This is a genomic window from Streptomyces sp. NPDC093252 (assembly GCF_040683675.1).
Classification (GTDB): Bacteria; Actinomycetota; Actinomycetes; order Streptomycetales; family Streptomycetaceae; genus Streptomyces.
Genome location: NZ_JBFBEM010000007.1, coordinates 225466 through 238853, shown reverse-complemented (window position 1 = coordinate 238853; position 13388 = coordinate 225466). Strand labels below are relative to the sequence as shown.

The 13388-nt window shown below is 72.2% G+C and carries 11 protein-coding genes and 1 pseudogene; 5 read left to right on the top strand and 7 right to left on the bottom strand.

The features are described 5' to 3' along the window. Nucleotides 1-3: 3 nt before the first annotated feature. The 3 genes from AB0O01_RS16890 to AB0O01_RS16880 are packed head-to-tail and all read left to right on the top strand — an operon-like array spanning nt 4 to nt 2463. Nucleotides 4-795, top strand: a complete 792-nt coding sequence (locus AB0O01_RS16890; RefSeq protein WP_365314096.1) for an ABC transporter ATP-binding protein — start codon at nt 4-6, stop codon at nt 793-795. Beyond that, nucleotides 782-1693 (top strand): ABC transporter permease, encoded by a 912-nt coding sequence (locus tag AB0O01_RS16885; protein WP_365314093.1) that lies wholly within the window; start codon nt 782-784, stop codon nt 1691-1693. The genes AB0O01_RS16890 and AB0O01_RS16885 overlap by 14 nt, the downstream gene beginning before the upstream one ends. A gap of 5 nt (nt 1694-1698) precedes the next feature. Continuing rightward, nucleotides 1699-2463: a CbiX/SirB N-terminal domain-containing protein gene (locus AB0O01_RS16880; protein ID WP_365314092.1), complete on the top strand. Its 765-nt coding sequence runs from the start codon at nt 1699-1701 to the stop codon at nt 2461-2463. Between the two features lie 169 nt (nt 2464-2632). Here AB0O01_RS16880 and AB0O01_RS16875 read toward each other — a convergent pair whose 3' ends face one another. Continuing rightward, nucleotides 2633-3193 (bottom strand): DUF1697 domain-containing protein, encoded by a 561-nt coding sequence (locus AB0O01_RS16875; RefSeq protein WP_365314090.1) that lies wholly within the window; start codon nt 3191-3193, stop codon nt 2633-2635. Between the two features lie 372 nt (nt 3194-3565). On the opposite strand from AB0O01_RS16875, the gene AB0O01_RS16870 reads away from it, so the two are divergent. Continuing rightward, on the top strand, nt 3566-5815 hold the full coding sequence (locus tag AB0O01_RS16870) for an MMPL family transporter (protein WP_365314089.1): 2250 nt from the start codon (nt 3566-3568) through the stop codon (nt 5813-5815). Nucleotides 5816-5983: 168 nt separating this feature from the next. On the opposite strand, the pseudogene mgt reads toward AB0O01_RS16870, so the two are convergent. The 5 genes and pseudogenes from mgt to AB0O01_RS16845 form a co-directional block, all read right to left on the bottom strand. Next, nucleotides 5984-7271: pseudogene (mgt, locus tag AB0O01_RS16865) on the bottom strand (macrolide-inactivating glycosyltransferase). A gap of 42 nt (nt 7272-7313) precedes the next feature. Beyond that, on the bottom strand, nt 7314-8096 hold the full coding sequence (gene erm / locus AB0O01_RS16860) for an ErmE/ErmH/ErmO/ErmR family 23S rRNA (adenine(2058)-N(6))-methyltransferase (protein ID WP_365314087.1): 783 nt from the start codon (nt 8094-8096) through the stop codon (nt 7314-7316). A 465-nt stretch (nt 8097-8561) separates the two neighbouring features. Beyond that, nucleotides 8562-9872 (bottom strand): extracellular solute-binding protein, encoded by a 1311-nt coding sequence (locus AB0O01_RS16855; protein WP_365314085.1) that lies wholly within the window; start codon nt 9870-9872, stop codon nt 8562-8564. Next, nucleotides 9872-10717: a carbohydrate ABC transporter permease gene (locus tag AB0O01_RS16850; protein ID WP_365314084.1), complete on the bottom strand. Its 846-nt coding sequence runs from the start codon at nt 10715-10717 to the stop codon at nt 9872-9874. Before AB0O01_RS16850 ends, AB0O01_RS16855 begins: the two co-directional genes overlap by 1 nt. Next, a complete protein-coding gene (locus AB0O01_RS16845; RefSeq protein ID WP_365314082.1) occupies nt 10714-11649 on the bottom strand; it encodes a sugar ABC transporter permease in 936 nt (311 codons plus the stop codon). The genes AB0O01_RS16850 and AB0O01_RS16845 overlap by 4 nt, the downstream gene beginning before the upstream one ends. Before the next feature lie 181 nt (nt 11650-11830). Between AB0O01_RS16845 and AB0O01_RS16840 the strand changes: the two genes are divergently transcribed. Further along, on the top strand, nt 11831-12694 hold the full coding sequence (locus tag AB0O01_RS16840; protein WP_365314080.1) for an aminoglycoside phosphotransferase family protein: 864 nt from the start codon (nt 11831-11833) through the stop codon (nt 12692-12694). 197 nt (nt 12695-12891) lie between these two features. On the opposite strand, the gene AB0O01_RS16835 is transcribed toward AB0O01_RS16840, so the two are convergent. Continuing rightward, nucleotides 12892-13254: a hypothetical protein gene (locus tag AB0O01_RS16835; protein ID WP_365314079.1), complete on the bottom strand. Its 363-nt coding sequence runs from the start codon at nt 13252-13254 to the stop codon at nt 12892-12894. Nucleotides 13255-13388: the final 134 nt, after the last annotated feature.

Genomic DNA, 13388 nt, shown 5'->3' with positions numbered 1-13388 from the left:
ACCATGGTGACGACGACCCTTGCCAAGGCCGCCGATGCCGGCACGGCGGCGGAGCACGCCGCCCGTATCGATCATGTCTCGAAGTCCTTCGCAGGCCCCGCCGGGCAGCAGCTCGTCCTGGACGACATCACGCTCGATGTCGCCCCGGGTGAGTTCGTCACCCTCCTGGGAGCCTCGGGCTGCGGCAAGTCCACCCTGCTGAACCTGGTGGCGGGCCTGGACCGGCCCAGCGCCGGTGCCATCAGCACGGACGGCCGGCCGGCGCTGATGTTCCAGGAGCACGCGCTGTTCCCGTGGCTGACCGCGGGCAAGAACATCGAACTGGCGCTGAAGCTCGGCGGGGTGGCCAAGCCGCTGCGCCGCGAGCGCGCCGAACGACTGCTGGAGCTGGTCCGGCTCCAGGGGGCGTACGGCAAGCGGGTGCACGAGCTGTCCGGCGGGATGCGCCAGCGGGTGGCCCTGGCCCGCTCGCTGGCCCAGGACAGCAGGCTGCTGCTGATGGACGAGCCGTTCGCGGCGCTCGACGCCATCACCCGGGACGTGCTGCACGACGAGCTGACCCGGATCTGGAGCGAGACGGGCGTCTCGGTGCTGTTCGTGACGCACAACGTGCGCGAGGCGGTGCGGCTCGCCCAGCGGGTGGTGCTGCTGTCGTCCCGGCCGGGCCGGATCGCCCGCGAATGGACCGTGGACATTCCGCAGCCGCGCCGCATCGAGGACGCGGATGTCGCGGAGCTGTCCCGGGAGATCACCGAAGAACTGCGTGGGGAGATCCGCCGTCATGGCCAGCACTGACACCTCCGTCGCCAAGGACGGCCCGGAGCACCGGGAGCGCCACGATCTGGCCAGTGTCGAGGCGGGGCTCGACGCCCTGGACACCGTCCAGACGCGCCGTACGCCGTGGCGCACCACGCTGGTGCAGAAGGTCCTGCCGCCGGTCACCGCCATCGTGCTGGTGGTGGCGGTGTGGCAGGCGCTGATCACCTTCAACGTGGTCGACGACCCGAGCAGGCTGCCCTCGCCCGGGGATGTGTGGAGCGAGGTCGAGAGCGCCTGGCTCAAGGGCGATCTCATCGGCTACATCTGGACGAGTGTCTCGCGCGGTCTGCTGGGCTTCCTGCTGGCCCTCGCCATCGGCACCCCGCTGGGTCTGCTGGTGGCGCGGGTCCGGTTCGTACGGGCGGCGATCGGCCCGATCCTGTCCGGCCTCCAGTCCCTGCCGTCGGTGGCCTGGGTCCCGCCGGCCGTGATCTGGCTGGGCCTGAACAACCAGATGATGTACGCGGTCATCCTGCTCGGCGCGGTGCCGTCCATCGCGAACGGGCTGGTGTCGGGCGTGAACCAGGTGCCGCCGCTGTTTCTGCGGGCCGGGCGCACGATGGGCGCGACCGGGCTGAAGGGCACCTGGCACATCGTGATGCCGGCCGCGCTGCCGGGCTATCTCGGTGGTCTGAAGCAGGGCTGGGCGTTCTCCTGGCGGTCGCTGATGGCCGCCGAGATCATCGCCTCCTCGCCGGATCTCGGCGTCGGGCTCGGCCAGTTGCTGGAGAACGGGCGCAACACCAGCTCGATGTCCATGGTGTTCCTGGCGATCCTGCTGATCCTGACCGTCGGTATCGCCATCGACCTGCTGATCTTCAGTCCGCTGGAGCGGCGGGTGCTGCGCAGTCGCGGGCTGCTGGTGAAGAGCTGACCGCGATGTTCCCTGTGAGGGGCCGGGAGCCCGTTCTCGTCGTCGTCGCCCACGGCAGCCGCGATCCGCGGCACGCCGCGACCGTGCACGCCCTGGTGGCGCGCGTCCGGTCGCTGCGGCCGGGGCTGCGGGTCGAGACCGGGTTCCTGGACTTCAACCTCCCCTCCGTCCCGGCGGTGCTGGCCTCGCTGGCGGCGGAGGGGGTGGACGATGTGATCGCCCTGCCGCTGCTGCTGACCCGGGCGTTCCACGCCAAGGCGGACATCCCGGCGGTCCTGCGGGAGGCTCCGCCGGGGATGCGGGTCCGGCAGGCGGAGGTGCTTGGCCCGTCGCCGCTGCTGGTCGCGGGCCTGGAACGACGGCTGTACGAGGCCGGGCTGACGGACGGCGACCGGTCCTCGACGGGGGTGGTGCTGGCGTCGGCGGGGTCGACGGACCCCGAGGCCATCGCGGTGATCGGGCGACTGGCGAGGGAGTGGCGGCGGCGTGGGGGGTGGCGGGCGGTGACGCCCGCGTACGCGTCGGCGCGGCTGCCGCGGACCGAGGACGCGGTGCGGGAGCTGTTCGCGGCGGGGTGTGCGCGGGTGGTGGTGGCGCCGTATGTGCTGGCGCCGGGGTTCCTGCCGGACCGGATCGTGCGGGGGGCGGGGGCTGCGGGGGCGGATGTGGTGGGTGCGGTGCTGGGGGACGGGGTGGAGGTGGCTCGGGTGGTGCTTCAGCGGTTCGAGGGGGCTTGGGATGCTTCGGGGGCGGTGGCGGTGGGGGCTTGAGGGTGGGCTTGAGGTGGGGGGCGGGTGCGGGTCGGTGGGGGCTGGTCGCGCAGTTCCCCGCGCCCCTAAAAGCCTTTGCGGTGGCCCGGCGGGAGTATCCCGGCGTCCCTTGAAAGCCGGTTCGGTGCCGGGTGGAAGTATCCCCGGCGTCCTCTGAACGCCTTTTCGGTCAGGGGGTTGTTGTCATTTCGACCAGTTTGACGACCGTGTTCCAGTTGCGGGTCGTTGCCGTCAGGCCCTTGGTGTGGCGGGGTTTGGCGAGGGTCTCGGCGAGTTTGGAGCGGCCCAGGCCCTCGGGGGCGTAGAGGTAGAGGGCGCGGTCGCCGAGGGTGAACTCCTCGGGGAGGAACACCGCCCGGTCCAGGCCGGTGAAGCGGGAGTCGTCCACCGGGGCCGAGAAGTAGGTGACATGGAGCTGCCGGGGCTCCAGTTCGGCGGCCGGGTAGGGGCAGGCGTCGGCGACGGCCCTGAGGTAGGCGTGGTCGCGGACCAGGATGTCGACCGGGAAGCCGAAGCGCTCCTCGACCGCCGCCGCGAGTTCCGCCGCGAGGGTGTCCTCGTCCCCTCGGGTCGCGGTGAAGACGGCCTGGCCGCTCTGGAGATGGGTGCGGACCCCGAGATGACCGAGGCCCTCCATCAGGGTGCGCAGATCGGCCATCGGAAGCTTGCGGCTGCCGCCGACATTGATGCCGCGCAGCAGGGCCGCGTAGGTGGTCGTCCGGGTCGTCATCGGGTCACTGTACGCGGGCCGTCGTGCCCCGTGGGGGTGGGCACGACGGCCGCCGCGCACGGCCAAACTCTCGCCGAAGAACGGGTGCCGGATCAACCTCCGCGGCCTGCTGTGACTTGTTCAACAAGCTTGGCAAATGGCATGTGTGGGGACATCGGGGGCGTCCGGACCCTGAGCGCTGTCCCGGATACGGGGCGATAGGTGTAAGGGGCCGATGTCATCCCGGGAGGGTACGGAACGGGGGCCGAGGGGATGATCCCGGCCAGTTTCCTTTCACACGCCAGTACGACGAGATGGCTTTATCCCGCCCATACCTTCGATGCGGAGGGTGGCGGCAGCAGGCGGCCACCGATCGCGAGGGGGCAGCCCGTCATGGGGAACGGACACAGAAAAGTGCGGGGCGTCGCCGCGCGGGCCGGCGGCTGGAGTGCCCGGCACCGGTGGGCGGCGGTCGGGATCTGGGTGCTGTTCGTGGCGCTGGCGATGGGACTCGGTTCCGCGGCGGGCACGGTCGAGGTGAAGGACAGCGAGCAGCTCAAGGGGGAGACCCAGACCGCGGCCAGGATCATCGAGGACGCCGGGATCGAGGAACCGGCCGGTGAGACGGTGCTGATCCAGTCGCGGGACGGCTCGCTGACCGCCACCGACGCGCCGTTCCGGGCGGCGGTCGACGCGGTGACGTCGGCGGTCGAGGCCACGGGCGAGGTCACCGGGATCACCTCCCCCTACGACACCGGAACGGTCTCCGAGGACGGCCGCAGCGCACTGGTCCAGTTCGACATGCGGGGCGACTCCGACACCGCGGGCGAGCGGGTGCAGCCGGTGCTGGACGCGGTCGGGAAGGTGCAGTCGGAGCACGGGTCGCTGCGGATCGAGGAGATCGGCGGCGCCAGCATGATGAAGACGTTCGACGACGCGTTCGGCGACGACTTCAAGCAGGCCGAGTACTCGGCGGTGCCGGTGGCGCTCGGCATTCTGCTGATCGCGTTCGGCGCGCTGGTCGCGGCGCTGGTGCCGGTGCTGCTGGCGATCACCGCGATCATGGCGACCATGGGTCTGATGGGGCTGGTCAGCCATCTGATGCCGATGAGCGACACCGCCAACTCCGTGATGCTGCTGGTGGGTCTGGCGGTCGGGGTGGACTACTGCCTGTTCTATCTGCGCCGGGAGCGCGAGGAGCGGCAGGCCGGGCGGGACGCGCGCCGGGCGCTGGAGATCGCCGCCGCGACCAGTGGCCGGGCGATCGTGGTGTCCGGGGTGACGGTGTGCGTGGCGATGGCAGGGATGCTGTTCACCGGGATCGCCGAGTTCGAGGCGATGGGGCTGGCCTCGCTGATCGTGGTGGCGGTGGCGATGGTCGGCTCGGTGACCGTGCTGCCTGCGGTGCTGTCGCTGCTGGGCGAGCGGGTGGAGAAGGGCAGGGTGCCGTTCCTGCGCCGCCGCAGCACGGCCGGCAACAGCGGCAGTCGGTTCTGGAGCGCGGTCCTCAAGGGGGTGCTGGCCCGGCCGGTGGTGTCGGTGGTGGTCGCGGTGGGCGCGCTGCTGGCGGTGGCGGCGCCCGCGGTGGGGATGAAGACACAGGAACTCACGCTGGACCAGGAGTTCGGCGACTCGCTGCCGATCGTCCAGACGTACGAGCGGGTCAACGAGGCGTTCCCGGGCGGGTCCGAGCCCGCCGAGGTGGTGGTGAAGGCCCCCGACATCAACGCGCCCGAGGTGCGGTCGGCGCTCGCCGAGTTCCGGGAGCGGGCGGTCGGTTCGGGTGCCTCGCGCGGCCCGGTCGAGATCAAGGTGCACGACGAGCACAACATCGCCTTCGTCTACGTTCCGCTGGTCGGCGGCTCCGATCTGGACGAGGCGGGCGCCAGCCTGGACATCCTGCGCGACGAGGTGCGGCCCGCGACGCTCGGTGCGGTCGACGGGGTCGAGGCGCCGGTCACCGGTCAGGTCGCCGGGTCGAAGGACTTCAGTGATCAGTTGCTCGGGTCGGTTGTTCCGGTGTTCGTCTTCGTGATCGTGTTCGCTTTCGTTCTGATGCTGCTCTCGTTCCGCTCCCTGACCGTCGCGCTCACCTCGATCGTGCTGAACCTGCTGTCGGTCGGTGCCGCCTACGGCATCCTCGTCGCCGTCTTCCAGCACGGCTGGGGCGCGTCCCTGGTGGGCGCCGAGGGGGTCGGCGCGATCGTGAGCTGGCTGCCGCTGTTCCTGTTCGTGATCCTGTTCGGGCTGTCGATGGACTACCACGTGTTCGTGGTGTCCCGGATCCGCGAGGCACGGCTGCGGGGGCGGACGACCAAGGACGCGATCACCCACGGTGTGGTCACCACGGCCGGGGTGGTGACCAGCGCCGCGGTCATCATGGTGGCCGTGTTCGCCATCTTCGGCACGCTGTCGATGCAGTCGATGAAGCAGATGGGCGTGGGCCTGGCGGCGGCGGTCCTGATCGACGCGACGATCATCCGCGGTGTCCTGCTCCCGGCGGTGATGGCCCTGCTCGGCGAGCGCAACTGGTACTTCCCGAAGTGGCTGCGCCGCCTCCCCGACCTCACCCATGACGAGACCCCGGAGGAGCCGGGCGGCGACCGCCCGACCCGCGAGGAGGGTCAGCGGGTGGGGGTGTAGCGGCGGCCGGACGGGCCGCAGCGGCCCCGGGGCCCGTACGGGTGGGGCGGCCCTGGGGGCGGACGGGTCGGGCGGCCCGGGGCCCGGACGGGCCAGGCGACCCGGGGTGCGGACGAGGGCCCGTCGGTTCACGGGGGAACCGACGGGCCCTCGTCGCGTGCTGTCCGGTCAGGCGCTGTCCCGGCGCGCCCCGGGCAGGGCGGCCTCGATGAGGTCGGCGGCCCGGCGGGTGCCGCCCTCGTCGGCCATGGCGGCCTGGATCTCCTTGAGCCGGGCGGCGACCCGGGGGTCGCCCAGCAGCTCGGCGGCGGCGGTGCGGAGGGCGTCCGCCATGGCCCCTTCCGTGGTGGCCTCCGTCGGGACGACCTCGGCCACGCCCAGCGACCGGAGCATCTCCGCGTTGCCGAACTGGTCGACGGCCTGGGGGACGGCGATCATCGGGGTGGCCGTGGCCAGGCCCTCCTGGCTGCCGCCGGCGCCCGCGTGGGTGACGAACAGGTCGGCCCGGCGCAGGATCGCCAGTTGCGGAACCCAGGAGTGGACCTCGGTGTTCGCCGGGATCTCGCCCAGCTCGGCCGGGTCCACATGCCGGCCGATCTGGAGGACCAGCCGGACACCGGGCCGCCCGCCGAAGGCGGCCAGACACGCCCGGTAGAAGTCGGGGCGCTTGGTGAACGCCGAGCCCAGGGAGACCAGGACGACGGTCTCCGCGTCGGCCGGCCGCCGCCAGTCGCCCTGGGCCGCGCGGTCGCCCTGGCAGGCGCCGACGAAGGTGTGGACGGTGGTGTCGACGCGGTCGGCGTTCGGCTGGAGCGCCTTGGGGATCAGGACGATCGAGCGGTCGGGACGGCCGCCGAAGTCGTCGGGGTGCAGGTCGATGCCGTTCTCGCGCAGCCAGGCGGTGAACCGGGCGTAGTACGCGCGGCCCCGCTCGGTCTTCTTCGGCTCCGCCCACATCGGCTCGGCGACCTCCTGCTCGTAGCCCTCCCAGGCGACGAGGTTCGGGGAGAGGGAGATCGCGGGGACGCCCCAGCGGTGGGCGAGCACCCGGGCGGGGTAGGAGGAGATGTCCTGGAGGACCAGATCGGGTTCGTCGCCCTCGTAGGCGTCGAGGAGTTGCGGCAGGGCCTGGATCGCGTCGTCCAGGAACGGCTCCACGTTGTCGAGCAGGGTCGAACCCCACGCCTCCGGGTCCGCGTCGGGACCCGGCAGCGTGGAGTTCCAGGGCTTCACCTCGGCGCCGGTCCCGGCGACCTTCTCCGCGAAGGACGGCGGGATCGCGTACGTCACCCGGTGGCCGCGGGCCACCAGCTCGCGGATGACCTCCAGGCTGGGGTTCACGTGGCCATGGGCGGCGATCGAGAACATGGCGATGTGGGCGGGGCGTACGGCTGGAGTCGTCATGCCAGGAACCTTAAACGAGACGAGACGTCTCGTGCAACTCCAATTCCCGCAGCCCGCTCCCTCCCCCCCCTCTCCCAGGGCACCCTGCCGCGCCCTACGCGGTCAGCGCCTCGTACAGGCGGAGCCAGCGGGCCGGGGGCACCTCCCCCACCAGCGCGCCCGGGTCGATCCGGGCCGCCCGGAACGCCGTATCCACCCGGCGCCTCGGGTACGCCCGCCGCAGTGAGGCGTGCAGACTGCCGCCGACCCCGGTGAAGCCCAGTTCCACCAGGTCCCGCCAGCGCGGCAGGGCGTCGGCGGGGAGCAGCGGGGTGGGGCGGCGGTCGATGCGGATGATCCCGGCGTCCACCCTCGGCACCGGGCGGAAGCTGTACCGGCCGACCCGGGCGAGCAGCCGCCACTCGTGCCCCGGCCAGGTGCGGACGGTCAGCAGAGTCCAGCTCCCGTAGTCGCCGGTGCGCTTGCGGGCGTATGCGAGCTGGGTGAGCAGGGTCGCGCCGGTGAGCGCGGGGGCGCGCAGACACCAGTCGACGACCTCGGCGGTGCGGGAGAAGGGGACGTTCCCGGCGACCGCGAAGGGGGTGCTGGGCGGGTGGGCGGTGAGGAAGTCGCCCGCGACGACCCGTACCTGCGGGGTGTCCGTGAAGCGGGCGCGCAGTGCGGGGATCAGTCGCCGGTCGATCTCGTAGGCGCGCAGTTCCGCGCAGCGGGGGGCCAGAGGGTGGGTCAGCGCGCCCTGTCCGGCGCCGACTTCGAGGACGAGGGGGGCGGGGCCGTCGCCGGACGGGACGGCGAGGCGGGCGAGCCGTTCGGCGGCGGCTCGGTCGGTGAGGAAGTGCTGCGAGAGCGCACGCGAGGTACGCGAAGGGCGGGCCATGCCAGCGGGTCCTTGTCTTCCGTGAAAAAGGGGGAAAAGGGCAGCCGAAGGCCCTGACCGGAAGACAGATGAAGAGAGAAGGGTGGCGAAGGAAGGCCCGCGTCGGGTTCTACCGACCCTGGATCAGCGGGTGTCGCGCCCCGGCCCGGTCAGGGCTTCGGGGCAACCACGCATACGGATGTAGTGCGTGCAGCCCCGGCCGTAACCGGAGAAGAAAATCGCGTTGCAACCTGCCACGGGGGGCACGCTAGGCGGGGGTGGGGCGGGTGGCAACCGGTTTTCGGCGGGGCATTCGGCGGGGCAGCGCGGCAGTCGGCCGGGGCGAGCCCCTCCCCGAGGGCACGGGCAGGCCCTTTCCCGGGGGCACGGGCCGGCTCCTCCCCGGGGGGCCATGGGGCAGGCCCCTTCCCAGGGGGCGACCGGTCGGGGCCGGTCCCGGAAACTCCGGCCCCGCACCACGCCCCGTCATCGCTGATAGCGCGCCAGCACCAGATTGCCGTCCCGCTCCAGCCGTCGTTCCAGTTCGGCCGCGTCGATCGCGCCGCTGTAGTACTCCTGGAACGCCGGGGTCGCCACCTTGTCCTTCCACTCCGGGTAGCCCCGGACGGACTGCGCCGGGGCGGGGCGCAGTCCGGCGGCGAGGGCGGTGCCGGTGGCCCAGTCGTGCTCGGTGGTGTGCAGGGCCGGGTCGGCGAGCGCGGCCGTCCCCGTGGGGAGCATCCAGTCGCCGAGGGCGAGCCGGACCATGTTCCGCGGCTGGAGCAGGAAGTCGAGGAACGCGACGGCCTGTTCCGGGTACGGGCTGTCCGCGGCGATCGAGAGGGTCTGCGGGCTGACGCCCTGGGTGAGTCCCCCGGCCCCGGCCGGGGCGGGCAGCACCTGCCAGTCGAAGCCCTCCGGCGCCTGCTGCACGATCTGCTGCCGGTAGGAGAAGCCGAGCGGCACCATCGCGTACCGGCCGCCGAAGAAGCCGGGCAGGGTGTCGGAGCCGCCGCTGCCCAGGGTGGTCGGCGAGGCGCTGGCGTCGGGGCCGGTCTGGGCGTGGATGGTGTTCGGGACGACCGCGTCGCCGGGCTCGTAGCGGATGGTGACCTTGCCGTCGGGGTCCCGGTGGAAGAGCCTGCCGCCCGTGGAGAGGGAGAGGTTGAGGGTGGCGGAGACCGGGTCCTTCAGCGGCCAGGCGACCCCGTACCGGCCGTCGCCGGAGAGGGTCCTGGTGACCTCCCGGAACTCCGCCCAGCTCCAGGGCCGCTCCGGCGTCGGGATCCTGACCCCGGACTCCGCGAGCCGGTCGGCGTCGGCGATCAGCACCCGGGGCTCCTGGAGGAACGGCACCCCGTAGATCCCGTCCCCGAAGGTGGTGGTGCGCCAACTGCGGTCCGGGATGTCGGAGCGGAGCCGGGCGGGGAGCAGCCCGGTCAGATCGGCGAGATGGCCGCCGTAGGCGAAGTCGGCCAGGTCGTCGGAGGCGTCATGGATGATGTCGGGTGCCTCACCGCCCTCGAAGGAGGTGAGCAACTGGTCGTGCACACTGTCCCAACTGCCCTGGACGTACTCCACCCGGACCCCGGGATGCGTGGCGTTCCACTCCGCGACCAGTTCCTTGGTCACGGCCACCGACTCCTCCTGCCAGGCCAGCGACTGGAAGCGCAGGGTGATCCGCCCGTCGGCGTCCGCCGCCCGGCCCCCGCCGCCCGTGCATCCGGCCAGCAGCACGGCGAGGACGGCGACCAGGACGGCGAGCGTGCGCGGGGGCGCGGTACGGCGGCGGCGCATCAGCTCTTCACCGCCCCGGCGACCATGCCGCCGGTGATCCGGCGCTGGACGACCGCGAAGACGATCAGCGAGGGGAGGGTGGCGAGCACGGCCGCGGCGGCGAGCGGACCGAGGTCGGCGACGCCCTCCGCGCCGATGAAGCGGGTCAGGATCACCGGCAGGGTCTGTTTCTCCGGGGTCTTGAGCAGCACCAGCGCGAAGAAGAACTCGTTCCACGCCGTGATGAACGCGAACAGGGCGGTCGCCACGATGCCCGGCGCGAGCAGCGGCGCGGTCACCGACACCAGGGTCCGCAGCCGTCCCGCCCCGTCGACGGCCGCCGCCTCCTCCAGTTCCACCGGCACCGCCCGGACATACCCGGTGAGCATCCACAGCGCGAACGGCAGCGCCCACACCACGTACACCAGCACCAGCCCCGCCACGGAGTCGATCAGCCGCAGGTTCTTCAGCACCAGGAACAGCGGGATGATCACCAGGACGAAGGGGAACGCCTGGCTGACCACCACCCAGCCGCTCGCCGCCCGCGCCAGCCGGGTGCGCTGCCGGGCCATCACATAGGCCATGGGGGTGGCCACCAGGACGGCGATCAGGGCGGCGCCCACGGCGGCCAGCAGGGAGTTGAGCCCGGCCCGCAGCAGGGGCTGTTCGTCGAACGCCTGCCGGAAGTTGTCCAGCGTGGGCCGGTCCGGGATCCAGGTCGGGTGCAGGCCGGCCAGTTCGCGCGGGGGTTTGAAGGCGGTGGAGAGCAGCCAGAGGAAGGGGAGGGCGAGGAAGAGGAGGTAGCAGCACAGGGCCGCGTACTGGCCCGCGCGGGCCACGCCGGAGGACCTGGTGCGCGTTCTCATGACTCCTCGCCTCCCCTGAGCCGGCCGGCCAGGAAGACGGCGAGCACGATCGAGATCAGGGCGACCATCACACAGCCCATGGCCGCCGCGTAGCCGAACTGGCCGTAGCGGAACGCCTCTTCGTAGGCGAAGAGCATCGGCAGCCGGGTGCGTCCGCCGGGCCCGCCGCTGGTCAGGACGTAGATCAGGGCGAAGGCGTTGAAGTTCCAGATCAGATTGAGCGCGGTGATGGCGAGGGCGACGGGGCGCAGCGCGGGCCAGGTCACCGTGCGGAAGCGGCGCCAGGCTCCGGCGCCGTCCAGGGCGGCGGCCTCGTGCAGTTCGCGCGGGGTGTTCTGGAGCCCGGCGAGCAGGGCGACCGTGGTCTGCGGCATCCCGGCCCAGATCCCGACGAGGATCACCGCGGGCAGGGCGGTGCCGAGCGTGCCGAGCCAGTCGCGGCCCGCGCCCAGGCCCAGATCGCGCAGGGTCTCGTTGAGGACACCGGCGTCCGGGTGGTAGACCAGCCGCCACATCACCCCCACCACCACCTCGGGCATCGCCCACGGGACGATCGCGAGCGCGCGGGCCAGCCAGCGCAGCCGCAGCCGCTCGTTCAGCAGCAGCGCGAGGCCGAGGGCCAGCAGGAACTGCGGCACGGTCACCCCGGCCGCCCACACCAGCCCGATCCGGAACGACTCCCAGAACAGGGTGTCCTTCAGCAGATCCTGGAAATTGAGGGTGCCGATCCACCGGGTGGGTTCGGTGCGGCCGGACTGTGCGTCCGTGAACGCCAGCAGGATCCCGTAGAGCAGGGGTCCGGCGCTGAGCAGCAGGATGGGGATCAGCGCGGGCAGGACCAGGAACCAGGCGCCGGGGTCGGCGGCCCGCCGCCGGGGCCGGGGGGCGGGCGCGCGGCGGGCCGGGCGCTCGGCCTCGGTCGCCAGTGTCACGTCAGCGGCTCCTTCGCACGGTTCGTGACGTTCGGGACCCGGCGGGCCCCCGTCATGGTCGTGAACGCGACAGGGGCCGTCAAGGCACCGCGCGCCGTCGGAGATCTGTGCGAATGCGACACTGACCGGTGCGTGGCGGGAACCCGACGGCACGCCCTGGCGGTGATCACGGAGGCGGACGATGGACGAGGCACGGGCGCGGGACGTACTGGAGCGGGCGGGGGTGCTGCCCGGACCGGCGCGGGAGGCGCGGCTGCTCGCGCTGGGCGAGAACGCGGTGTTCGCGGCCGGTGAGGTGGTGGTGAAGGTCGGGCGGGACGCGGAGCTGCTGGCGCGGGCCCGGCGGGAACTGGCCGTCGCGCTGTGGCTGGCGGAGGCGGGGGTACCGGCGGTGCGGGCGGCGGAGCCGGTGGCTCGGTCGGTGGACGGGCATCCGGTGACGGTGTGGCACCGGCTGCCGGACGCGGTACGGCCCGCCGGTCCCGGCGATCTGGCCGAACTGCTGCGCCTGGTCCACACCCTCCCCGCTCCGCCCTTCCCGCTCCCGGCGCGGGAGCTGCTGGGCGGGGTGGAACGCTGGCTGCGGCTGGCGGGTGACGCAATCGACCCGGCCGACGCGGCGTTCCTGCGCGAGCGCCGGGACGGTTTCGCGGCGGCTGCGGCCGGGCTGACGCCGCATCTGACGCCGGGGCCGATCCACGGCGACGCGCTCCCCCGCAATGTCCACATCGGCCCGGACGGCCCGGTCCTCGTCGACCTGGAGACCTTCTCCGCCGATCTGCGCGAGCACGACCTGGTGGTCATGGCCCTGTCCCGGGACCGCTACGGGCTGGGGGCGGAGGCGTACGGCACCTTCAGCGCCGCGTACGGGTGGGATGTGCGGGAGTGGGAGGGCTGCGGGGTGCTGCGCGGCGCCCGGGAGACGGCGAGCTGCGCGTGGGTGGCCCAGCACGCCCCGGCCGATCCGAAGGCCCTCGCGGAGTTCCGCCGCCGGGTGGCGTCCCTGCGGGACGGGGACGAGTCGGTCCGCTGGTATCCGTTCTGACCTAGGGCGGCGGGATCGTGTACGGCCTCGCCGCCGATGAGCCGCCCAACAGGTGTCCACGAGGCACCCCACGAGGCACCCCATGAGGCGTTCATGAGGCATCCATGAGGCATCTGTGAGGCGCCCCGCGCGTGGAACAGGGGGGATGCGGTCTTGGGCCGGACCGTATCCCCCCTGGCCGATGGCCTGCCGTCAGGTCAGCAGGGCCGGTAGGAAGAGATCTTGTCGTTGATCCAACTGGGGACCTGGGCCCACCACTCGCCGCGGCCGACCTTGAACTCGAGGCCGCCGAAGTTCGCGTGCTCGTAGAAGCACATGCCGTGGTCCGTGGTGACGCCCACGGAGGAGATGCTGTCCTTCGCGATACCGGTCAGGTTCGTGACGTAGACCGGGGCGCCGGAGGGGTACACCGGGATCGAGTAGTTGTAGTTGGCGTACACGAAGACGTTGCCCTGCGCGGCGGCCGGGGTGGCGGTGGCCACGACGCCCGCCGTCGCGGCCATGGCGGCGACGGCACCGATCAGCGCGGAACGTCGCTTGTTGTTCGCGAGAAACGACATCTGTCTCTTCCTTCTTCTCGGGGACGCCCGACCGTGCAGCGGCTCATTCTCGGCGTCGTTTTCAAGCCGTGGCGTGATGCTATGAAAGACCTTTCTGCAAGCGATAGAAAGAGTTTTCATAGCTGCCCGAAAGG